This is a genomic window from Desulfococcus multivorans, from assembly GCF_001854245.1.
GTDB classification, from domain to species: Bacteria; Desulfobacterota; Desulfobacteria; order Desulfobacterales; family Desulfococcaceae; genus Desulfococcus; species Desulfococcus multivorans.
The window spans coordinates 4,275,059-4,297,778 of sequence record NZ_CP015381.1; the positions used below are offsets into that span (position 1 = coordinate 4,275,059).

19 protein-coding genes and 1 riboswitch are annotated in these 22,720 nt (G+C 57.6%); of the genes, 7 read left to right on the forward strand and 12 right to left on the reverse strand.

Features of this window, described 5'->3' with window-relative positions; genetic code table 11:
* Positions 1 to 95 precede the first annotated feature (95 nt).
* Genes era through hisI form a run of 5 tightly spaced genes read right to left on the reverse strand, consistent with a single transcriptional unit; the run spans position 96 to position 4,034 of the window.
* Positions 96 to 1,001 carry a GTPase Era gene (gene era, locus dmul_RS18760; protein WP_020877330.1) on the reverse strand — a complete coding sequence of 302 codons (906 nt, stop codon included), beginning with the start codon at positions 999 to 1,001 and terminating at the stop codon, positions 96 to 98.
* Positions 998 to 1,600: a ribosome biogenesis GTP-binding protein YihA/YsxC gene (gene yihA, locus dmul_RS18765; protein WP_020877329.1), complete on the reverse strand. Its 603-nt coding sequence runs from the start codon at positions 1,598 to 1,600 to the stop codon at positions 998 to 1,000. Before yihA ends, era begins: the two co-directional genes overlap by 4 nt.
* A complete protein-coding gene (locus dmul_RS18770; protein WP_020877328.1) occupies positions 1,597 to 2,775 on the reverse strand; it encodes a pyridoxal phosphate-dependent aminotransferase in 1,179 nt (392 codons plus the stop codon). The genes yihA and dmul_RS18770 overlap by 4 nt, the downstream gene beginning before the upstream one ends.
* A gap of 9 nt (positions 2,776 to 2,784) precedes the next feature.
* Positions 2,785 to 3,660: an ATP phosphoribosyltransferase gene (gene hisG / locus dmul_RS18775; protein WP_020877327.1), complete on the reverse strand. Its 876-nt coding sequence runs from the start codon at positions 3,658 to 3,660 to the stop codon at positions 2,785 to 2,787.
* Positions 3,657 to 4,034, reverse strand: a complete 378-nt coding sequence (hisI, locus tag dmul_RS18780) for a phosphoribosyl-AMP cyclohydrolase (protein WP_020877326.1) — start codon at positions 4,032 to 4,034, stop codon at positions 3,657 to 3,659. Before hisI ends, hisG begins: the two co-directional genes overlap by 4 nt.
* Positions 4,035 to 4,365: 331 nt before the next feature.
* Between hisI and dmul_RS18785 the strand changes: the two genes are divergently transcribed.
* Genes dmul_RS18785 through dmul_RS18795 form a run of 3 tightly spaced genes read left to right on the forward strand, consistent with a single transcriptional unit; the run spans position 4,366 to position 9,494 of the window.
* The gene (locus dmul_RS18785; RefSeq protein WP_020877325.1) at positions 4,366 to 6,720 is read left to right on the forward strand and encodes a penicillin-binding protein 1A; all 2,355 of its coding nucleotides are present in this window, start codon (positions 4,366 to 4,368) and stop codon (positions 6,718 to 6,720) included.
* A gap of 19 nt (positions 6,721 to 6,739) precedes the next feature.
* The gene (locus dmul_RS18790) at positions 6,740 to 8,422 is read left to right on the forward strand and encodes an MltF family protein (RefSeq protein WP_020877324.1); all 1,683 of its coding nucleotides are present in this window, start codon (positions 6,740 to 6,742) and stop codon (positions 8,420 to 8,422) included.
* Positions 8,412 to 9,494 (forward strand): AI-2E family transporter, encoded by a 1,083-nt coding sequence (locus dmul_RS18795; RefSeq protein WP_020877323.1) that lies wholly within the window; start codon positions 8,412 to 8,414, stop codon positions 9,492 to 9,494. Before dmul_RS18790 ends, dmul_RS18795 begins: the two co-directional genes overlap by 11 nt.
* A 43-nt stretch (positions 9,495 to 9,537) precedes the next feature.
* Here dmul_RS18795 and dmul_RS18800 read toward each other — a convergent pair whose 3' ends face one another.
* From dmul_RS18800 to dmul_RS18810, 3 genes are all read right to left on the reverse strand, one after another.
* Positions 9,538 to 10,662 (reverse strand): AI-2E family transporter, encoded by a 1,125-nt coding sequence (locus tag dmul_RS18800; RefSeq protein WP_020877322.1) that lies wholly within the window; start codon positions 10,660 to 10,662, stop codon positions 9,538 to 9,540.
* A 62-nt stretch (positions 10,663 to 10,724) separates the two neighbouring features.
* The gene (locus dmul_RS18805; protein WP_020877321.1) at positions 10,725 to 12,944 is read right to left on the reverse strand and encodes a DUF3141 domain-containing protein; all 2,220 of its coding nucleotides are present in this window, start codon (positions 12,942 to 12,944) and stop codon (positions 10,725 to 10,727) included.
* 40 nt (positions 12,945 to 12,984) lie between these two features.
* Positions 12,985 to 14,478, reverse strand: coding sequence for a succinate CoA transferase (locus dmul_RS18810; RefSeq protein ID WP_020877320.1), 1,494 nt, complete (start codon positions 14,476 to 14,478; stop codon positions 12,985 to 12,987).
* A gap of 288 nt (positions 14,479 to 14,766) precedes the next feature.
* On the opposite strand from dmul_RS18810, the gene dmul_RS18815 reads away from it, so the two are divergent.
* Complete coding sequence (locus dmul_RS18815; RefSeq protein ID WP_020877319.1) at positions 14,767 to 15,261, forward strand: DUF3124 domain-containing protein; 495 nt, start codon at positions 14,767 to 14,769, stop codon at positions 15,259 to 15,261.
* Between the two features lie 19 nt (positions 15,262 to 15,280).
* Here the strand turns inward: dmul_RS18815 and dmul_RS18820 are convergent, their stop codons facing one another.
* From dmul_RS18820 to dmul_RS18835, 4 genes are all read right to left on the reverse strand, one after another.
* The gene (locus dmul_RS18820; protein ID WP_020877318.1) at positions 15,281 to 16,093 is read right to left on the reverse strand and encodes a transporter substrate-binding domain-containing protein; all 813 of its coding nucleotides are present in this window, start codon (positions 16,091 to 16,093) and stop codon (positions 15,281 to 15,283) included.
* 81 nt (positions 16,094 to 16,174) lie between these two features.
* The gene (locus tag dmul_RS18825) at positions 16,175 to 17,992 is read right to left on the reverse strand and encodes a DUF6909 family protein (RefSeq protein ID WP_020877317.1); all 1,818 of its coding nucleotides are present in this window, start codon (positions 17,990 to 17,992) and stop codon (positions 16,175 to 16,177) included.
* Positions 17,993 to 18,030: 38 nt separating this feature from the next.
* Complete coding sequence (pgi, locus tag dmul_RS18830) at positions 18,031 to 19,689, reverse strand: glucose-6-phosphate isomerase (protein ID WP_020877316.1); 1,659 nt, start codon at positions 19,687 to 19,689, stop codon at positions 18,031 to 18,033.
* A gap of 73 nt (positions 19,690 to 19,762) precedes the next feature.
* The gene (locus tag dmul_RS18835; RefSeq protein WP_020877315.1) at positions 19,763 to 20,200 is read right to left on the reverse strand and encodes an SRPBCC domain-containing protein; all 438 of its coding nucleotides are present in this window, start codon (positions 20,198 to 20,200) and stop codon (positions 19,763 to 19,765) included.
* Positions 20,201 to 20,606: 406 nt separating this feature from the next.
* Between dmul_RS18835 and dmul_RS18840 the strand changes: the two genes are divergently transcribed.
* From dmul_RS18840 to dmul_RS18850, 3 genes are all read left to right on the forward strand, one after another.
* Complete coding sequence (locus dmul_RS18840; protein WP_020877314.1) at positions 20,607 to 21,635, forward strand: 4Fe-4S dicluster domain-containing protein; 1,029 nt, start codon at positions 20,607 to 20,609, stop codon at positions 21,633 to 21,635.
* A 2-nt stretch (positions 21,636 to 21,637) separates the two neighbouring features.
* Positions 21,638 to 21,820 (forward strand): FmdB family zinc ribbon protein, encoded by a 183-nt coding sequence (locus dmul_RS18845; RefSeq protein WP_020877313.1) that lies wholly within the window; start codon positions 21,638 to 21,640, stop codon positions 21,818 to 21,820.
* A 61-nt stretch (positions 21,821 to 21,881) separates the two neighbouring features.
* Entirely contained in the window at positions 21,882 to 22,331 is a 450-nt protein-coding gene (locus tag dmul_RS18850; RefSeq protein ID WP_020877312.1) for a hypothetical protein, read from the forward strand.
* A gap of 68 nt (positions 22,332 to 22,399) precedes the next feature.
* Positions 22,400 to 22,650, forward strand: a riboswitch (cobalamin riboswitch).
* The last annotated feature ends 70 nt before the right edge of the window (positions 22,651 to 22,720 follow it).

The following is a 22,720-nucleotide window of genomic DNA, read 5'->3' on the forward strand; positions in this document are numbered from 1 at the left end:
ATGGCCCCGAGGTCGGTTTTATCGGGTTCCCGGCCGGCACATAAAATCTGTCTATCCCCTGAAAAACAGGGATGATACGAAAGAATCATCCGATGTCAGTAGCCGAACTTTCTCAACGCCCGGGTATCCCGACTCCAGTTCTTCTGCACCCGGACGAATAATTTCAAAAACACCCGGGTGCCCATCATGCGCTCCAGTTCCTCCCGGGCCGCCCGGCCGATCTGCTTCAGCTTCGCCCCCTCGCGGCCGATCACGATGGCCTTCTGGGAGGACCGCTCCACATGAATGGTGGCGTGAATGCTCACCAGCCCCTCTTTTTCCTTGAAGGATTCAACAGTGACCGCCGTGGCGTAGGGGATCTCCTGTCCGGTCAGGCGGAACACCTTTTCGCGGATCATCTCCGCCGCGATAAACCGTTCGGGCATATCGGTCACGGCATCCTCGGGGAAAAAGGGCGGACCCTCGGGCATCAGATCCGCCATCTCCCGGATCAAGGCGTCCACCTGATGCCCGTGCTTGGCGGATATGGGGACGACGGCCTGAAAAGGATAGGTCGTCCGCCAGTGGTCGATGGCCTGGAGAACCGTTTCGGACCGCACCTGATCGGTTTTGTTCAACGCCAGCACCGCAGGGCGCTGCTGCTGTCGAATTTTTTCCAACAGGAATGTCTCGGCATCGGGGTCGGGGGATTTGAGGTCGACCATGAACAGAATCAGGTCGGCATCCGCCATAGCCGCGAGCGCTACGTCCACCATCCGGACGTTGAGGGCCTGAGTAGCTTTGTGAACGCCGGGCGTATCGAGGAAGATCAGCTGAGCGTCTTTTTGGTGCAGCACTCCAAGAATACGGTTTCGCGTCGTCTGGGCTTTTCTGGAGGTAATGGAAACCTTCTCGCCCAGCATCCGGTTGAGCAGGGTCGATTTCCCAACGTTGGGAGCCCCGGCCAACATCACAAAGCCGGACCTGAAGCCTTTGAAACGGTTGCCCCGATCTTCTCTCATCGTCCTTCCTCCTCCTGAGTCCCGGCAACACCCGCCACGGCCGCCCATACCGCCTCCCGACCCTTTCGGGTCTGGGCGGAAAAGAGGATGAGATCCTCGACGTCGACGCCCAGGGCGCCGGCAACCGCCTCCCGCTGCCGGAGCTGTCGGGTCCGGGAGAGTTTGTCCGTCTTGGTCAACACCAGGATGCCGGGGATATGGTACTGCTTCAGCCACGCTATAAAATCGAATTCTTCATGACGCGGCATCCGCCGGATATCCATGATCAGGACGACGCCGGCCAGGGTTTCCCGATTGGAGAGATAGGTTTCGATCATGGGGCCCCAGGTTTTTTTGACGGCCAGCGGTACCTTGGCGTACCCGTACCCCGGAAGATCCACCAGCGAGTATGTCCCGTTCACCTCGAAAAAATTGACCAGCTGGGTTCGTCCAGGCGTTCCGCTGGTCTTGACCAGACGCTTCCGGTTGACCAGGGTGTTGATGAGAGACGATTTTCCCACGTTGGATCGCCCGGCGAAGGCGATTTCCGGCAGCACCCCCGGCGGATATTGAGAGGGCTTTACGGCGCTGGTCACGAACTCGGCGGATCGGATGATCATTGTGCGCCTTCCGGTTTCAGGAGCGGTCCGGAATTCAGGTATGTCTCGAGCCGGTTCATGCCCTCGGCGATGTTCTCCAGCGAACTGGCGTAGGAAAACCGCAGGTAACCCTCGCCGTGACGGCCGAAATCGATGCCCGGTGCGACCCCCACATGAGCCTTCTCAAGAATGTCGAACGCCAGCCTGTAGGAATCGGAGGACAGATGACGGGCGTTGGCGAACACATAGAAAGCACCCGTCGGCGGAACGGTGATCCCGAAGCCCAGGGACTTCAGCCGATCGATCATGAACAGCCGTCGTTTATTGTAGGTCTCCTTCATGCGGGCGATGTCAGGGCCGGCTTCCTTCAGGGCCGCGATGCCCGCTTTCTGGATCACGGCGTTGGCTGAAATGAAAAAGTTCTGCTGAATCTTCTGAATCGGCCGGATAAATGAAGGCGGCGCGATGAGATAGCCCAGCCTGAGGCCGGTCATGGCATGAAGCTTTGAAAAGCCGTTCAGGACAAAGGCGTTGTCCGTATACTCCAGGATGGAATGCTCCGTCCCTTCGTAAACCAGGCCGTGGTAGATTTCATCGGAAATGACAAAGGGCCCTTCAGGCCCGGCCATGGCAGCGATGGCTGCCGTGCGTTCGGCCGACAACAGGTTCCCTGTCGGGTTGGACGGTGAATTGATGAAGATGCCCCGGGTCTTTTCGGTGATCTTGTCCTGAATCGCCTCGGGCCGGTACTGAAAGCCGTCTTCCTCAAAAACAGGTACGGTGACCGGTTCCCCGTCCACGAATTTGATGAAGTTGGGGTAGCAGGCATAGTGGGGATCCGAGATGATGACCTGATCTCCGGGATTCAGCAGCGCCGCGAAGAGCGCGAACATGACCGGCGATGTGCCCGACCCGACGACCACCTGACCCGGGTCGACGGAAACATTGTAAGTATTGCCGTAATACTCGCAGATGGCTTCTCGCAGCTCCACGAGACCCAGGCTATGGGTATAGTGGGTGTGGCCGTTTTTGAGCGCCCTGCAGCAGGCGTCGTTGACGCACCGGGGGGTATCGAAATCCGGCTCTCCCACCTCCAGATGGATGATGTGGGTCCCGGCCCGTTCCATCTCGTTGGCCCGCTCCAGGACATCCATGACGATAAATGACGAAATGCCGTCGAGTCTGCGAGAAATCATCTTTTTTCCTTATACGACTTTGTTCAAAGGGTACTCGATGATCCCTTCAGCCCCGTTTTTGAGGAGCTGGGGAATCAGGTCTCGCACCACGCTGCCGTCCACCACCGATTCCACCGAAAGCCAATCAGAGTTGTAGAGATGGGCGATGGTGGGTGCGTTCAGGCTGGGCAGCAGCGGAATAATCCGATCGATACATTTTTCAGGGACGTTCATCTTGATCCCCACCAGTTTCTCACCCCTCAGAGCGCCTTGGAGCAGCAACGCGATCTGCTCTATCTTGTCCCGCTTCCGGGGCTTCTTCCAGGCCTCGTGATTGACGATGAGCTGCGTGTTGGTCTGCATCAGTTCGTGGATGATCTTGAGGCCGTGGGCGCGGATGGTGGTTTCCGTCTCCGTGACCTCCACGATGGCGTCGGCAAGGCCCGAGACCACCTTGGCTTCGGTGGCGCCCCAGGAAAACTCGACCTTGACGTCGATGTTCTTTTCAGCGAAATACCGTTTGGTAAAGGCCACCAGTTCCGTGGCGATTTTTTTGCCCTGGAGATCATGGAGGGTCTTGATGTCGGAGTCATAGGGCACCGCGAGAACCCATCGGGCCGGACGGGCGCTGACCTTGGAATAGACGAGATCCGCCACCACGTGAACATCCGAGCTGTTTTCGGCGATCCAGTCCTTGCCGGTCAGACCGGCATCCAGGGTGCCGTTTTCCACATAACGGGACATTTCCTGAGCCCGGCAGATGGCGCAGTCGATGGCCTCATCATTGATTTCGGGAAAATAGCTTCTCCCGTTGACGTTGATCTTCCAGCCGGAGCGTTTGAACAAATCGATGGTGGCGTTCTGGAGGCTTCCCTTGGGAACGCCGAGTTTGAGCCGCTCTATCATTTTTTATATACCTCCCTGGGATCAAATACGGGCTCCCCGACAATGGTAACCCGCCCGTCTTCGATTTTCTGGTAAAAACAGCTGCGATGTCCGGTATGGCACGCGGCGCCGCCGACCTGCTCGACCTTGAGCAGAACGGTGTCGTCATCGCAGTCGATGCGGATCTCCTTCACGCGCTGAACATGTCCGGAGGTTTTCCCCTTGATCCACAATGTGTTTCTCGAACGGCTGTGATACGAAGCCAACCCGGTTTTCAGGGTGTGCGTCCAGGCCTCCTCGTCCATGAACGCCAGCATCAGCACCTCGCCGGTCATGTAGTCCTGAACGACGGCGGGCACCAGGCCGCCCATCTTTTCAAAATTCAACCTTATCATCAACTATCCTCTCATAACAGGTCGCCGTCATCATCCAGATTGCCGGAGACGCCACGCCATGAACATGAGCCTGTCTCCCGGGCTTCGATCCGACGGCGAACGATCACCCCAAGCGGTTCCTATTCGATGACCGCTTGACAGTTCACACCGTTTTACTTCATAGTTATCATGTGATTTATTCTTCATGAATCAAAACTGATATTTGTAACCAGATCGACCCATAAAGTCAATTTCTTTTTTTATTCCCATTGCAAGTCGCTTGCCTAACCTTTGTATATCTGATAGCAGAAGTTCTGACAACATCATCAACATGAAAGCGAAGGACGCCGCTATGGTTTACGGAGATCAGAACGCTTCGAAAATCGGGAGATTCATCGGCCGGTTGTTCCGATGGGCAATCCTCCTTTTTTTTCTCGGCGTGATCGGGTCGGGAATCTTTTTGTTTGGCCTGTACAAATATTTCAGTGAAGACCTTCCCCAGATTTCATCCCTCAAGGACTATCGCCCCCCCGTCATCTCAACGGTCTATTCCGACGACAACCGGGTGATCGCCGAATTTTTCAAGGAGCGGCGCATCGTCATCCCTTACCCGGAAATCCCCGAAATGCTCGTCAACGCTTTTATCGCCGCCGAGGATTCCCGTTTTTTCGAGCACAAGGGCGTCGACCTCGTCAGCATCATCCGGGCGGCCATCAAGAACGTCGAGGCGGGTACCGTCGTCCAGGGGGGCAGCACCATCACCCAGCAGGTCACCAAGTCGTTTCTCCTCTCCCCTGAAAAAAAATTCAGCCGGAAGATCAAGGAGGCCATCCTGGCCTATCGCATCGACAACGCCTTCTCCAAGGAAGAAATCCTCTTTCTCTATCTCAACCAGATCTATCTGGGCCATGGCGCATACGGTGTTGCGGCCGCCGCGGAAAACTACTTCGGAAAATCCGTCCGGGAGCTCTCCCTTGCCGAGTGCACCATCCTTGCCGGCCTTCCTCAAGCACCCAGCCGCTATTCACCCTACAAGCACCTGGATCGTGCCAAGGAGCGTCAACGCTACGTCCTCAAGCGGATGATCGAGGAAGGATACATCACCCAGACGGACGCCGACGAGGCCTTTTCCACCCCTCTGGAGATCCGCTCCCGGCAGAATCTCTACCTTGAAACCGCGCCCTACTACACCGAATACATTCGCCAATACATCGAAAACCAATACGGAGCGGACGCCCTCTATCGGGAGGGTCTTAAAATCTATACCGCCGTCAACATCGAGATGCAGGAGGCCGCCCAGAAGGCTGTCGACCGGGGACTGAGAGCCCTCGACAAGCGCCACTCCGGATATCGGGGGCCTGTCGATCATCTGGCGCCCGGTGACGTTCCCGGATTCCTGAAAGCGCTGTCGGAAACCGACGGCACCGATGCTCTGAACCGGGGAGACATCGTCAAAGGGGTGGTAAGCGGCATCTCCGAAGAAAAAAAGGAAATCATCGTCGAAACCGGAGCGGGTACGGGTATAATACCGTTTAACAGTCTGTCATGGGCCTTGCGGGGACAGAAGGATGGACGCACCGCAAAACTCTTCACCCCGGGAGACGTCGTGTGGGTTCGTTCGGCAAAGAAAGGCGCTTTACAGGAATCGCGGGAGCTGCGGCTGGAACAGGCGCCCCAGGCCCAGTCCGCGCTCCTGTGCATCGAGGCCGGTACAGGGTTCGCCAAGGCCATGGTGGGCGGATCCGATTTCAAGAAAAGTCAGTTCAACCGGGCCGTCCAGTCCAAGCGCCAGCCCGGATCCGCCTTCAAGCCGATCATCTACGCCGCCGCCCTGGACAAGGGGTACACCCCGGCTTCGCAGATCTCCGACAATGTTTTTGTTTACCGGGACCGGAACATCACATGGAAGCCCCAGAACTACGATCGGAAAATACACGGCAAAAACTCTCTCCGCACGGCGCTGGCCCACTCGCGAAACCTGTCCACCATCAATCTCCTGGACAAGATCGGCGTCGACTACGCCATCAACTATGCCCGGAAGCTGGGAATCGAATCGGATCTCAGTCGCAACCTCTCCATCGCCCTGGGATCCTCGGGAGTCTCCCTGCTCGAACTCGTGACCGCCTACAGCGTATTCGCCAACCAGGGATATCGGGTGGACCCCATCTTCATCACGGGCATCCTCGACCGCGACGGTCGGGAGGTCGAGGGCATCAACTTCGACAGTGAACCGGTCCTCGACAGCGCGACGGCCTATCTCATGACGAGCCTCATGGAAAGCGTCGTCAAGGAAGGGACCGGCAAGAACGTTCTCGCCCTCAACCGCCCGGTTGCGGGAAAGACCGGTACCACCAACAATCTCAACGACGCCTGGTTCATGGGATACACAGCGGAATACATCGCCGGCGTCTGGGTCGGCCATGACCAGGAGCAATCCCTCGGTCCAAAGGAGACCGGCGGCCGAGCGGCAAGCCCCATATGGCTCGATTTCATGCAGACCGTCCACGAAGGAAGACCGGTGAAGGACTTCACCGTTCCCAATGGCGTCGTCTTTTCCAGGATCGATGCGGAAACCGGTCTGCTGCCGGTGCCGGGAACGGCCCGAACCCGTTTCGAATGTTTCAAGGAAGGAACCGTTCCCACTCGATATTCGAGAAGAGCCGACGCCGTAACCGAGAAAGAGCAGTTCTTCAAAATGGATATGTAGACCGGAGAATCAGGCCGTTTTGAAAGAAAACATTATACGACGCTCCCTCCGCAAAACCGCGGCCATCCTGAATATTGGGTTTGCGCCGCTGATGCTCATTCTCGTTCTGTTGAACCTTCCCGCCAAAGAGATCGCTCCACCCTCGGTCCTCTGGGAGGCAACAACAACGATGCGCTTTCCGGAGCAGGTGATCTATCGCGTCCAGAGGCCCTTCAAAGGCGACCTGGAGGAGCTCCGGAAAAAACGGATCATTCGGGCCCTCGTCAGTTACAGCCGCACCCATTTCTTTATCGATAACGGCGTACCCCGAGGATTCGAATACGAATTGCTTCAGAATTATGAAAAATATCTGAATCGAAACATTCGACGACGCGACCGCCAGATCAAGCTCATCTACATCCCGGTCCCCTTCGAGCGGGTTCTCGATGCCCTCCGAGACGGCCGCGGGGACATCGCCGCCGCCGGCCTTACCATACCAACAGAGGATCGTGAAAAAATCGCCTTCAGCATCCCCTACATCCCTGAAATCCACAAGGTGATCGTGCATCACCGGGCCATTGACGACATCCGGATCATCGAGGATCTCTCCGATCGGAAGGTCCATGTTCTCAAAGGCCGGGGGCACCTGCCCTGTCTCAGGCGGCTGAATCAACTGTTTTCCCGGGAAGGGCTTCCTCCCATGCAAATCGCCTTTCCGGACGGAAGGCTGGTGACGGAAGATCTCCTCGAATTCGTCAACGCCGGCGTCATGCCGGTCGCGGTGACGGACGAACACATTGCCCGGGTCTGGGCCGAGGTGCTCCCCAACATCATCGTCAGATCGGACCTGACCGTCAACGTGGGCGGCAGTATCGCCTGGGCCGTCCGGAAGGAGAACCCACAGCTCCTGGCCAGTATCGACAGCTTCCTGAAAGACAACAGCACGGGATCGTTTCTGGGCAACCTTCTGTTCAAGCGGTATTATCATGATGCCAGGTGGATCAAAAACCCGGTTTCGGAATCGGCCCAGAAAAGGCTCGAGGAGGTCATGAATCTCTTCAGAAAGTATGGCGACCGCTACGGCTTCGACTGGATCGCCATCGCCGCCCAGGCATACCAGGAGTCGGAATTGGACCATCGCAAGCGCAGCCACAAGGGCGCTGTGGGGATCATGCAGGTCATGCCCCACACCGCATCGAGCCGACTCATCGGTATCCCCGACATCCACCAGCTGGAAAACAATATCCACGCAGGGGTAAAATACCTTCACCACTTGCGCCACCATTACTTCAACGATCCGGCCATCCCCCCGGCAGCCCAGGTCGACTTTTCCTGGGCCGCCTACAACGCCGGCCCGTTAAAAATCATCCAGTTGCGTAAAGCAGCCGAAAAGCGAGGGCTCGATCCCAACCGATGGTTCCTCAACGTTGAACAGACAGCGCCGCGGGAAACCGTCGAATATGTCGCCAACATCAACAAATACTACATAGCCTACAAATTCTATTTCCAATCCATGACAGATCGCGGCGATCTCGCGATGCTTCGCCTCGAGGCGAACACCATCGCTCATGAATTGCACAATTTGCCCCAGACAGGCGCGGGCCATGCCCCCGATTCCAGGAACCATCGTTCATGGCATCTCCCAATGCCACAGCGCCCCCTGAAAGCATCGTCCCCTGGCCGTGAACCATTTTTTCGGGAAAGGAGAAATTGTGAATCCTGACATCAAAGAATCCATCTCGTTAAAATTTGTTATTATCCTGGCATCTTTCGTTATCATTGTCGCAGGAATGCGGGCTGCGGCGTCGCTCCTGGTGCCGTTTTTTCTCGCCGTCTTTCTGGCAGTGATCTGCACCTCGCCTCTCTCCTGGCTTCGACGCATCGGCGCGCCCACGCCGCTTGCGGTGATTCTCGTGGCCGTCTGCATCCTGGGCATGGGGTTTCTGGTGTCCGTCTTTATCGGCAAAGCCCTGAAGGACTTTACCATGAGCCTGCCCGACTACCAGAAAATATTCGAGGCAAAGGCCGTGGGAATAATGGCATGGCTCGAGAGCCACGGTATCGACACCGCCCAGTTCGCCGGAACGGACATCATCGAAACAGGATCCGTCATGAAGATCATCGGGGGATTTCTGGGCGGTCTGAGCGCTATTTTGACCAACATGTTCGTGATTCTTCTCACGGTAATTTTCATCCTTCTCGAGGCGGCGGGGATGCCGCAGAAACTGCGAAGCGCCCTGGGAGACACCGATGAGTCCTTATCGGGATTTTCCCGGTTCACGGAAAGCGTCAAGCGGTACCTTGCCGTCAAGACCTGGTGCAGCCTCCTGACCGGTGTCCTGGTGGCGGTGATGCTCAAGGCCCTCGGCGTCAAACAGCCTTATTTGTGGGGATTCACGGCATTTCTGCTCAATTACATCCCCAACATCGGCTCCGCCGTCGCCGCCGTCCCGGGCATCCTGATGGCCCTCATCCAGTTCGACCTGCCCCACGCCCTGTATATCGCAGTCGGGTATGCCGCCATCAACATCGGCGTCAGCTATTTCATCGAGCCCAGACTGATGGGCAGCCGCCTGGGTCTTTCCACCCTGGTGGTGTTCATCTCGCTGGTCTTCTGGGCATGGGTGCTGGGGCCGGTGGGCATGCTGCTCTCGATCCCGCTGACCATGACCGTCAAGATCGCCCTGGAGAGCAGTCCGGACACGCGATGGGTCGCCGTCCTTCTGGGGCCTGCAAAAATCGTCGGAAACCCGCAGCCGCCGTTGGAATCCGGGACATCGACCGCCAACCAGTGACCGCAATGCTTCTAAGGGCTGCGGATGCCGTTCCGCCACTTGTTCAGGTATCGATGCTGCTTGCGGAGGCCGGCTTGACCGAGGCGAGGAACCGGCGATAATAGACCAGCAGAAGGTAGGTCAGAGGAAGGGCGATGATAAGCCCCAGAAGCCCCAGAAGCTTTCCCCAAATGGACAGGGAGAGCATGATCATGGCCGGGTTGAGCCCGGTGACCCGGCCCATGATCCTGGGGACCAGTATGGCGTCCTGGATCAGCTGGACCACGCCAAAAACCGCAGTGGTCGTTCCCAGTACCAACCAGATGTCGGTGTTGCTCTCGAGGGCGTGGATAACGGCCAGAACAAATGCCGGAACGAAGCCGATGATCTGAAGGTAGGGGACCATGTTGAGCAGCCCCACAAACATACCCAGAAGCATGCCAAGGGGCAGCCCCACCCAGACGAAGCCCACCGAAAACAAGATACCGCACATAAAGGCCACGGCGGTCTGGCCACGAAAATACCGACTCATCGCCGATTCGAAATCCGCCACGAACCCTGTCACCGCCTCGCGATAATTCGGTGGAATCAGCTCCTTCCAACCGGCACTGACCTTCTCGTAATCGAGCAGGAGGAAAACCACGTAGAGCGCCACCACCCCCAGTCCGATGATTCCGAGCAAAAAGCTTGCCGTCCCGGTGATCAGTCCCCAGACCCCCGGAAGAAGCCGCCGTGACACCGCTTCGAAAATTTTCCAGAAATTGTCGGTTCGAAAAAAATCCTGAATCTCGGGGCGGCCGGCAGCCGTCTTGACGGCCTCCCAGATATCCCTCGGCAGCAGCTGATCCGCCCGCCGGGCCAGGTCCGTGTCGTTGACCAGCCTGGAGAGGAGCCGTCCCATATGGCTGATCTCACTTACGACAATGGGGATGATCACCGCCGCCATGGCTCCCAGGACGAAAAAGACTATCAAGAGACTGATCAACACCGCGGCCAGACGGTTTTTGATCCGTTTCTGAACCCACGACACCAAGGGGTTCATCATATAGGCCAGCAACAGCGCGACGGCAAAGGGGATCAGGGCATCGCTCAGATAGTTGAGGAGCCAGATAATCCCCCAGAGAAACCCCATGGAGATGAGCGCGCGAACGACGCGATCGAAGGTGTAGGGACGGTGGTTCAATGCCATGATGTCATGATGCCCCTCGAAAATTCATGGACCACTGCGAGATGAACCGCATCCACCGATGTTCAGAGCCCCAGAACGTGCTTGATGTCCGATAAGACTTTCTGCTCGGGTGCATCCAGTTCCAGGTCTGCCGAGGCGATGCTGTTGGCGATCTCAAAGGCCTCGATCCGGTCGGTGGTCTCCGGAAGAAGCGTCGCCAGGGTCTGTATCGCAAGATCCGGATCCTTCTCAAGGACGGCCGACTGCTGCTTGACGAGCCATTTGAGCCGATCGGGCGCAAGGTCCATCAGGCGGTCGTTAACCTGAATGATCCGGGTCGCCACGGTATATTGGCGACGATCCGTCGCCTTGTTGGCCCCGGCCACCGCCAGGATGATCCGAACCACCGCCTCGGCAAATCCCCCGCGTTCCATGACCTGCAGCCAGAGTTCCCGGCGGATTGCCGCCTCTTCAGCCGACAGTTCCCGGACAAGTTCACGTCCGGACTCGGTGTGCGTTTCGGGAAAAAGGGTTTTCATCCAGACATTGTCGTAGATCGCGCGAAACAGTGTTTCCTGGGCCGTGTCCCGAATGTCGCGCCAACAATCGAGAAAGATCTTCGTCGACTCCGACACGTACCGTTCCCACACCATAAACGGATTTTCAGGGGCCGTCGGTTGGCGGTTCGCCTTGACCTGAGGTGCCAGACGAGCGGCGATGCCCATCATGGGGTTCAGGTCGGAAAAGATATAACGCTGCACCCTGAGGGGATGGAGTTGGCGAATGACCTCGGCCGTCCATTCGTCAACGACGAGACGGACCCACGGACTTACGAAGGTTCGATAGAGCCTGTCGTTGAAACGGGAGACGGCGGCCACCGGTCGGAAAGCCGCCTCTTCCGCCAGTCCGTCGTCCAGGGCCAGGATGTCGGCCATGCCCCGCTCGACGAATTCCACGTTGAAGCCGTCGGATTCGCCCCCGGACGGTTTTTCCGTGATGATCATCTCATAAAGCCCCGGTCTGAGATAGTCGAGCATTTCCAGGGTGCCGATGATTTCGCGATGCTCTTTTTTGGCGACGCTGCCGGACACGAAGATTCCCAGATGTCCAATGCGCTCGTGAACGACATAGACGATCACCTGGCCGTTCCGCCTGATCTCGTCCACCGAGCCGTAAACCTTGACGATCCAGTTCAGGGCCTGCTGGGGCGGGGTAATGTTGTCTCCCTGGGACGCGAAAACGACGATGGGGTCCCTGAGGTTCTTGAGATGAATGGCCTTACCCTCCTGGAGCCTGAGATACCCCTGCTCCAGTTCGTTCCCCACGAAAAGACTGTCCACGATGAAATGGATCTCCTCCGCATTCATCTTGAAAAAGCCGCCCCACCACTTTTCGAAATTCAGATATCGCTCCGCCTCCGTATCCACATTGGCCCAGACGTTGTACTGCTTGGTCCAGATGGTGTTGGCGGGATTGAGGTCCTCGAACCCCGCCACCAGACTCGCCCCGTCGAATTTGCCGTTGCCGAGATCGCTCCAGAGAGATGTCAGCCAGACACCGCCCGTAAGCCCTCCCTTGTAACGCATGGGGTTGGCCCCTTCCACGCCGCCCCAATAGGAAAGCGGAGAGCCGTTGAAGACCAGCGGCCCGGTGACATCGGGTCGGTCCGCCCCGATCAGGGCGGCGGCCCAGCCCGCCTGACAATTGCCGATCACGGCGGGTTTTTCCGCCTCGGGATGTCGGCGGGCCACCTCTTCCAGGAAACGCACCTCGGCCGCCTGAACGTCGGCAAGGGTCTGGCCCGGAGCAGGGTCGGTAAAAAACAGAATGAAATAGACGGGATGCCCCTGATTCAAGGCCATGCCGATCTGGGAATCGATCTTGGAGCCCCCGATCCCCGGACCATGGCCGGCGCGCGGGTCGATGATCACAATGGGCCGCCGTTTGTTGGCGGATCGGTGTTCTCCGGACGGTGGTTTCCGCCGATCGCCCTGGGCAGGCGCCGCGCTTCCGGTTTCGTCGGCGTGCCGGCGGTCGCGGATCCGAACAATGGCATAGTTGACCGGCCTGGGCAGCGTCCTGCCGTCCAGAACCCAGTCGTAGTCGAACACGAGCACCGGCGGCTGTCCGGCCCTGACATGTTCCATATAGAGGTTTCCTCGTTGGCGAAGGATCTCCGCAAACAGGATGCCGCGCTGTATGAAATCGGTCTGATAGGCAAAGGCCGCCTCAACCCATTCCGGCATCGCGGTTAAAAAAGAAGGCCATGCAGTTATATCATCAGCCCCGTTTACGTGCTTCATCAAAATTCTCCTTTTGTATTCTGTCGTCACCCACCCGTCGTCAGCGGGAATGCATGTCTCCCGTGGCCATGAAGCGCTCGTGGAAACCAAAGGCTTCGGCCAGTATATGGGGTTCATGCCCGCCGGCACCGCGAACGGCCCGTTGGTAGTAATCCCAGAGCAGATCGCGATAATCCGGATGAGCGCATTTCCTGATCACCGCCTCCGCTACCTGACGGGGTGCCAGGGGTCGGGTGTCCACCAGACCGTGCTCGGTTACGATCACATCCACCGAGTGTTCATTGTGATCCACATGGGAAACCATCGGGACAACGGCGGAGATCTTGCCGCCTTTGGCCGTGCTGGGGGTGACGACAAACGACAGCGCCCCGTTTCTGAGAAAGTCCCCCGAACCGCCGATGCCGTTCATCAGGTGGGACCCCATGACATGGGTGGAGTTGACGTGGCCGTAAATGTCGACTTCGATGGCCGTGTTGATGGCGATCACCCCCAACCGCCGCACCACCTCGGGTGAATTGGAAATCTCCACCGGACGAAGAACGATCTTTTCCTTGTACCGATAGAGTTCGTTGAAAAACCGGGTCCGCGCCTTGTGGGAAAGGGTCATGGCCGACCCCGAGGCCGCCCGGACCTTGCCCATGTCGATGAGATCGAGGACGGCGTCCTGGAGCACCTCGGAATAGATGTCGATGGTGTGGAAGAAATCGTTTTCGAGAAATCCGCTCAACACCGCGTTTGCGACATCCCCGACCCCGGACTGCCACGGCAGAAACGACGGCATACGGTCCCGCTTGATTTCGTGCTCGACGAAATCAAGGATGTGCTCCGCAATCCGCCGTGAAACGGTGTCAGGCTCGGTGAAGACCGCGCAGCTGTCCTCTTCGCGGCTGAAGAGAATCGCCGTCACCTTTTGAGGGTCCATCTCGATGAACGGTTTCCCGATACGGTCGCCCGACCGGTAAATCGGGATGGGCATTCGGTACGGCGGGTCCTCAGGGATGAAGATATCGTGGATGCCCTCCAGGTCCGGCGGCTCGGAGGAAATCTCGATGATGATCTTTTCCGCCTCCCGGACATAGGTGGGGGTGTTTCCCACGGACATGGTGGGGATCAGGTGCCCCTTCCGGGTGATGGCGACAGCCTCAACGACGGCTACGTGAGCCCGCCCCCAGCCGCCGTCCCGGACCTGCGACGAAAGGCGGGAGAGGTGATCATCCTTGAAGCGGATCTCGTCGGCGTTGATCCGATTCCGCATGGTCCGGTTGCTCATGTAGGGCCGGCGCCAGCTCACAAGACCGGCCTCGGCGAGGACGCCGTCGACGGCGTCGCCGGTGGAGGCCCCGGCAAAGAGGTTGATCCTGAAGCGTTCTCCCTTTTCCGCCCGTCGCACCAGGGCCTGAGGGATCAATTTGGGATACCCGGCCGTAAAACCCGAAATAAACACATTTGTCCCGTTTTGAATGTGAACACACGCCGCATCCGCATCGGTAATCTTGTCCATGAGCGGCTTGAAGCGAATCCGATCCCTCAACATGACATCCTCCCGCAATATTAATCGACCCTCGGAAACATCGCCTGCGGTTGTCAAAACCGCCTGCAATTGTTATGAGTGTACATTTTAGTTTCGACGCTCATGAGCCGGTGCTGCAAGGGGGACGCATTGCGCCCCGCAGGGTTGCATCAGGGATTCAGGCTCAAGGGATGCGCTCGCGATCGACGGATCTTTTATCTTCCTTCGGTCCCACGCCCTCAGTCTTCCACCGCTTTCCGGTCAACATCATGAAAGTCGGAAATTGATATGATCAGAAAAGGAGAGCACATCATGACAGTGACCCAGCGACGACGGCCGGTGCCGCTGCTGCCGACGACGATATTCCTTCTGTTTCTCTTTGCCGCTCCCATAGGCTCGGAGGAGATTCAGTTTTCCCGGGGTCAGGCCCTGTATATCCCGGTCTATTCCCACATCTTCATCGGGAACCGGGAAATGTCTTTCAACCTGTCCGCCAACCTGAGCATCCGGAATACGGACCCCGACCAGTCACTCACCATCACATCGGTACGATACTATGATTCGGATGGCAAGCTGGTCAAGGAGTATCTGGCCGACCCCAAACCCCTCAAGCCCATGGGATCGGCCTACTTCTTCATCCCCGCTTCGGACACCAGCGGCGGCTGGGGAGCAAATTTCATCGTCACCTGGTCATCCAGGATCGCCGTCAATACGCCGATCATCGAATGCGTCATGACCGGTATAAAAGGGAGCCATTCACTCTCCTTCATCACCCGGGGCAAGCCGATACGGGAAAACACGCCCTGAGAACCGCGGGGCCGGTTCGTCAGGGCAGCCGTTCCACCCAGGAGGCGTCTCCAAACCAGGTTTCCTTCAACGCATCCAGTTGACCGGTGCCCTGATAGATGCCGAGAAAATTTTCCGTCCAGTTGACGAAAAGCGGATCCCCTTTGGGCAGGGCGATACCCAGCGGCTCGAACGACAGTGGCCGGATCGTCGAGATGAGACCGTTGTCGGGATACCGGAAGACGGAGATGATACAGACGGGATAATCGGCAATCAGGGCCTTTACCGTATCCTTCAGGACCATGTCCACCGCCTCGTCGTAATCCCGGGCGGGGACAACGACGGCCTCGGGCATGAACGACGCGACAAACTCCTGGCTCGTCGACCCCTCGAGGACGGTCAATGTCATCCCCGGCATATTGAGCTCCGAGGCGTCCTCGATGTCGGCAATGGTTTCCAGCTTGGTCAGCACGGATTTTCCGGAGATGAAATAGGGACCGACAAAAGCGTGGCGCAGGTTTCGTTCGGGCGTCATGGTAAGTCCTGAGATCACCATATCCACGTTGCCGGCTGCCAGTGCCGGCAGAAGTTCGGCAAACGGCATGGTCCGGACCTTGAGAGGAACGCCCAGGTCATCCGCCATGGCCTGCGCAAGATCGACGTCAAAGCCGATAAGTTGCCCGTCCCGAGTGGTCATGCTGAAGGGTGGTTGGTTTCCCGAGGTTCCAAGAACCAGTTCCTGCTTCCGCAGAATGTTATCGATCGTCGGGGCGGCCGGATAAGACATGTTGGCACATGCGGACAACAGGACCGATACCAGGAGCAACAGCATCAGCAACGCAAATTTTTTCATAGCGACTCTCCGAATCTAAAAGGGGTTATAGGTGACGATTCCGCAAAAAAAGACTGTCGGCGAACCCGTATGACGATTCCGCTACGAAGGCGGCAAGTCTTCGTCAAGGCCTCTGCCGGAAGGGTGCCGGTCTTCAGGGACCCGGGCGTCGCCGCTGCCGCCTTTTTCGGGGGGTTCATGGAGCGTGTGACTTACCGGTTCAATATGCTGCGACGTCTTGAATATCTTCTCTAAAATCGCCTTTGTCACCATGTAGGTGGGCCGGACCCCTTCATCCCCCATGTCGCCGGCGGCAAGGGTCTGCCCGCTGATCAGAGGATTGTCCGAGGCGTAATAGGCGTATCGGACCTTGACATCCCTGTGGATATGCCCCTTGATAACGGCGGCGCTGATGGCCCGCTGATAATGGCCGCCCTCCATCTCGAGCCCCACCGTGTTCCAGCTCGACTGGAAGCGCCTCAGCATGTCCCGGTTCTGGAGAGAGGTCCCCAGAACCGTGACCATCGGACCGACATAGATGTCGATATCGTCGTCAAAATCCTCGGGCGTGAGATCGTTCTGAAAGATATAGTTGTCGGAGGTGCCTTCGATCACATGGGCCGTGGCCAGCATAATGTCGCCCTTGCTCCCGGAAAGGATCCCGGCTTTTCCCATTATTGAAATCGAGGCCACCGGCATCGGGCGTTCGTGGCTGTTGTCCGAATAGGGGTCCAGAAGGCAGTCCATGACCTCGAAGGCCTGGGCACCGAAGGCGTAGTCCATGACCAACAGCACCGGTTTTTGAGGATTACCGGCCGGATCAATGGAAAGCTCCGGATGAAACGGCAACCCCTGCAGCCGATCCGTATCGATGATCTGGCAGTCGATGTGGCTGCCGGATTGGTCGTGAATCTCGCACATGCCGCAATCCCGGGCAAAGCCCCGGATCTGATCGCTCTCATCACGGATCTTCATGATGAAATCGTAGAGCCCCAGCCTTTTCACGTCCTCATCCGCCTCTTTGAAAGCATATCCGTACAACAGATTGACCGTACTGTGAAGATTGGCGCTGATCACATGAACAGGCCGGTCCTGGAGCCCCAGCGCCGTCATTGTCGCTCTGATGTCGTCGGCCCACTGCTGCCCGTATCTCTGGTGGCCGATGATGTTCATCAGTGACGGAGTAAAGTATATGACCAGAGACTCCTCTCTGGATCCTTCCTTCGCGGCGATGGTGTTCCCGAGATGGTAGATCAAAGAAAAGAAGGATTCTTTCCACTTGGAAAGCTGCTTGTTCCTTTCAAAATGTTCATAGGACTGGCGGGTCTCACGGTAGGATCGCCCCAGGATGATGCTCAGATTCCAGATGGCCTGGTCCAATTCCCTGCCGCTCAGGCTGACGGCGCTTTGGCGAAACCGCTGGACGATCTTTTCCAGGTCGTTCCATTCAATGGTGATGTTGCCCGCCTCGTCCGTCATCCGGGCATGAATCTTTCGGGCTTCGATGTTCAGAAAGGTGAGATGGGTCAGAATATCGTAGATTTCACTCAGCCCGCGGGTAACGGCGAAGCAGAACTCCTTTTCGCTGATGCGGTAGCAGGTGCGCCGCCGCTTCAGGGGCTGCACGACCTCGAAGGTGCTGTCGCCGATCTCCTCCTCTTCCGTGAGGATGATACGCGTGCACTTTTCGATGCCCCGCGGCAGACGGTCGACCACATACTCGAGGCCCTTCAGCTCGGTGATCCTGGGGTTGTTCATGCTGCCGTATATTTCAGGGCTCAGACTGATCAGACATTCGGCCAGTTGCTGCCCCATTTTCTCGGAGGGCATGTAATAGCCTCTCAGCGCCAGGGCATGGGCGATGGTCTTGAAGGATCGGATCGCCATGCGGGCCTTCTGGGCCCGGGTCAAATCCTGCATGCAGATTTCTCCCGATGGGGTTTCAAAAAAAGTCTCGTTCAGCTGCCCCGCCGCATCGCCTTGAAGGCGTTGATCAGGCCGTTGGTGGAGCTGTCGTGAACGGTCACGACCCGATCTTCCGTCAGCTCAGGCAGGATCTTCCGAGCCAACTGCTTCCCCAGTTCCACGCCCCATTGGTCGAAGCTGAATATGTTCCAGACGACGCCCTGAACGAAGATCTTATGCTCGTACATGGCGATAAGGCTGCCGAGCACCCGGGGCGTCAACTTCCGAAACAGGATCGAATTCGTGGGACGGTTGCCGGTAAAGACCTTGTGGGGGCGGATCCGCTCGATCTCGTTATCGCTCATGCCGGCCGCCGTCAGCTCCGCCGTCACCTCCGCAGGGGTCTTGCCGTTCATCAGCGCCTCGGTCTGGGCAAAAAAGTTGGAGAGCAGAATAGCGTGATGATCGCCCACGGGGTTGTGGCTCACGGCCGGCGCCAGGAAATCCGCGGGAATCATCTGGGTTCCCTGATGGATGAGCTGGTAAAAGGCATGTTGGCCGTTGGTGCCCGGCTCTCCCCAGATGACGGGGCCGGTGGCGTAATCGACGGGACGACCGTTCCGATCGACGGATTTGCCGTTGCTTTCCATGTTGCCCTGCTGGAAGTAGGCTGGAAATCGATGCATGTACTGGTCGTAGGGCAGGATCACCTCGCTGCGGGCGCCGAAGAAATTGGTGTACCAAACGCCGATCATGGCCAGAATGACCGGGATGTTTTCCCCAAGGGGGACGGCCTTGAAATGACGGTCCATCTCGAAGGCCCCCTCCAGAAGCTCCACAAAGCGCTCGTAACCGACATAGCATGCAATGGAAAGCCCAATGGCCGACCAGAGAGAGTAGCGTCCGCCGACCCAGTCCCAGAAACCGAACATGTTCTCCTGGTGAATGCCGAAGTCCGTCACTGCGGCAACGTTGGTGGAGATGGCCACGAAATGCCGGGATACGGCGTCACGAGTGCCGGTCCGCTCCAGGAACCATCCCCGGGCGGTGAAGGCGTTGGTCATGGTCTCCTGGGTGGTGAAGGTTTTGGAGGCGATCATGAAGAGAACGGTTTCGGGGTTGAGTCCCTTCAGGGTTTCGGCGATGTGGGTGCCGTCCACGTTGGAAACGAAATGGACCGAAAGCCCTTCCCGGGCATAAGGCTTCAGGCATTCGGTGACCATGACCGGACCCAGATCCGATCCACCGATGCCGATGTTGACGATATCGGTAATGCGTTTTCCGGTGTATCCCCGCCACTCTCCGGAAAAGATCTTTTCGGAGAAGGACGCCATTTTCGCGAGGACGCCGTTGACCTCGGGCATGACGTCCTTACCGTCGACCACCACGGGCCGGTTCTCGCGGTTCCGGAGGGCCGTATGCAACACGGCCCGCCCCTCGGTCTCGTTGATGGGTGCGCCCGCAAACATGTCGGCGACGGCCTCCGGAACGCCGGTCTCCTCGGCCAGTTGCATCAGAAGCCGAAGGGTCTCCGCCGTGATGATGTTTTTGGAGTAGTCGACGAGGATGTCGCCGAACCGAATGGAAAACCGGGAAAACCGCTCCGGATCCTGCTCGAAAAGCGTCCGCAGGTGGAGCTGCCTTGCCTCCGGATAGTGGGCGCCAAGGGCTTCCCATGCCCGGGTCTGCCGTGGGTCGATCTTTTTCAGCATAAAAGAAGATCCTTTGTTTCCGGGCTGTCGTACGCACCATACCCGGCATCATGAAACGGTTTGCCGAACCCGTTCAACCGCCGCAGGTTTCGGACTGAGATTTAATGGCCAGAAGCAGCTTTCGGGTCAGATGATGAAGTTTGGTGGGCACCCGAACCAGGCGGCTGATCCAGAGCATCAGGCCGCGAAAGCGCTCGACGCTGGTAAGAATCACCCGACCGTCCCGCTCCTCGAAGATAAAGCGGTGCTCGGCATGGACGCCCAGACGGCTTCCAGCCCAGACGACCTCCTTTTCCGGCTCGCACTTGACGATCTCAGGTGCGATCTTGAGGGGAATGCGGTAAGGCCTCAGGGTGAATGTAAAACAGGTGCCGGGGGCCATCCCGTCGCCCTCGATAAGGCAGCAGTTTTCACACACCGTGTTCCAGTGCTCCCACTCCTCCATCCGGGAAAAGACCCGCCAGACGACCGAAAGGGGCGCATGGATTTCGATGGATTCCTCGATGATCATGTCAGTCCCTCGCAATGCCATTCTTTATGGCAGATTTGAGGAGCGGGATCAATACCGTTATTCACGCGATGTTGGGCTTTCAGGCGCCGGTGAAGTCAGGGAGAAGTCACGCCCCACGCAATTGCATCAAGGATTCAGGCCTAAGGGGATGCGGCCGCAGCAATCGTCGCGGTTGTTCCCTTCAGCCGCTTCTCAGTCACCATCACGAAAGTCGAAAAAGCGTTAATGGTTGATATTAACACCTGTTCAAACCTGAACACATTTTTGGTGTCGATAAAAACGTATCCCTTTAATAATCAAAATATTGTATGAGAATATAGAGAGTGGCATCAAATTTGCTGACGGTATATCCGAACAAAAGACCCTATACCCTATTTCCGAAACCTTATCGGTAAACAAGGCGCTTATGAGCAACAAAATATCGCGACGATCCTTTCTCAAAGGAACCGTTGCCGCGGCAACCGTATCGACGGTCGGATCCTTTTCCCTGCCGTCGGCCGTCAGGGGCGCGACCCCCGATGAGTTGGCAACCCTTATCGATATCCGGAAATGCATCGGGTGCGAGGCGTGTGTCGAAGCCTGTCGGGATGCCAACAGCGCTGCGTTTCCGGAACCTCGAAAGCCGTTCCCGAAAATGGTTCCCGGCAGCGTCAGGATCGAAGACTGGTCCGAAAACCGCGAGGTAAGAGACCGGCTGACGCCCTACAACTGGCTTTTTATCCAGACGGCGGAGGTGACGGTAAACGGCGAGACGACCACCCTCACGATTCCTCGGCGCTGCATGCACTGCCAGAACCCGCCGTGCGCGAATCTCTGCCCATGGGGGGCCGCCCGGAAGCTCAAAAACGGCACCACGGTGATTGCGCCGGACATCTGCCTCGGCGGGAAGAAATGTCAGGTCGTCTGTCCGTGGAACATTCCCCAACGGCAGACGGGCGTCGGCCTCTACCTCGATCTCCTGCCGGCCTATGCCGGAAACGGCGTCATGTACAAATGCCATCGCTGCCACCAACGGATGGCCGAAGGCGAGATGCCGGCCTGCATCACGGCATGTCCGGAGGACGTTCAGAAAATCGGACCGCGGGCCGATATCGTCCGGGAGGCTCGGGCCATTGCCCGGGAGATCAACGGGTATGTATACGGGGAGGCGGAAAACGGCGGCACCAACACCCTGTATGTCTCCCCGGTACCCTTTGCAGAATTGAACCGGGCCTTACAGCAGGGACCTGGAAAACCCCATTTTGAAGCGGTCCCCGACATGATGGCCGATGCCGACCACCTGGCCGGGGCTATGCTCGTCGCCCCGCTGGCAGGGGTTGCAGGCGCTTTGCTCAAATTTTTCGGCAAAGGGAAAAACCCTCCTGCCTCGAAAGATCCCTCGACAGAAATCCGCGCGTCACGGAATGACGCACATGCGACGCCCGAGGAGCACTGAACATGGCGATAAACAACTACAAATGCCGGATATGCCATCAATATTTTGAAATTCGGACGGCAGATGACAATGCAGTTCCAGACATCGCCTGCCCCAAATGCCGGAGCAGAGAGGTCGAAAAAGTCGAGAAAAAGACAGGCATTTCGACCACCCTGTTCCCCGCCCTCGGCGGACGCTTCACCTGAGCCCGCTGAGCACCGGCGGCGGTCGCCGCCCGGAACCGTTTTCATCCAAGGAATCATCTTCATGAGGTACCACCGCATCAAAGCCATATACATAACCATGCTGTTCTTTATGGGTCTCACGGGTCTCGCCCAGATGCCCATCTTCAAACGCTACCATATCGCCGACATCCCCGGCCTGGGGTGGTTGGCGGACTTCTACCTGACCCACCGCCTCCACTACCTCGGGGCGATTCTTCTGCTGGCCTTCTTCGCCTATATCGGCCTGGACTATTTGCTTGAGCGACGAAAACGATACCGTTTGACAGGCGCCGCCCGAGTCCGCCTGATCCTGATTTGCTGCATCACCACCACCGGGGTTTTCCGGGTGCTCAAGAACCTGCCCGATGTCGGCTTTTCACCCGGTTTCACGCTGTTCATCGACATCGCCCACCTGTCCTCCATGATGGGCCTGGTGCTTGCAGGAAGCGTTTTCCTGGTGATGAAACAGGTATGGATTGCTCCGCGGGCCTGACCCCCTTGCCGACAAGGGAAAATTTCAGGCTTGCATTTTAGCGATAATCCTGTATGAAGAACAAAATCTGTTCTCACGTTTGTTGCCGGTGCCCTCTTTTTCGAGGGATAATAGGGAACACGGTGAAATTCCGTGACGCTGGACCAGCGCTGTAAGCGGGAACCGAGGCTGCAAAATGTCACTGATCCGAGAGGATCGGGAAGGCGCGGCCGAGGGTAGGAACGTTCAGATAACGATTTACGATAAGGCTGATCGAAACCGTTGTCCGGGCGTCTGATGATCCGCAAGTCAGAAGACCTGCCGCAACAACCACACGGTATATCGTCCACAAAACCGTGTCACAGGGTGTTTCCCTGTGACACGGTTTTTTTTTTGAGGAAAACACCAGA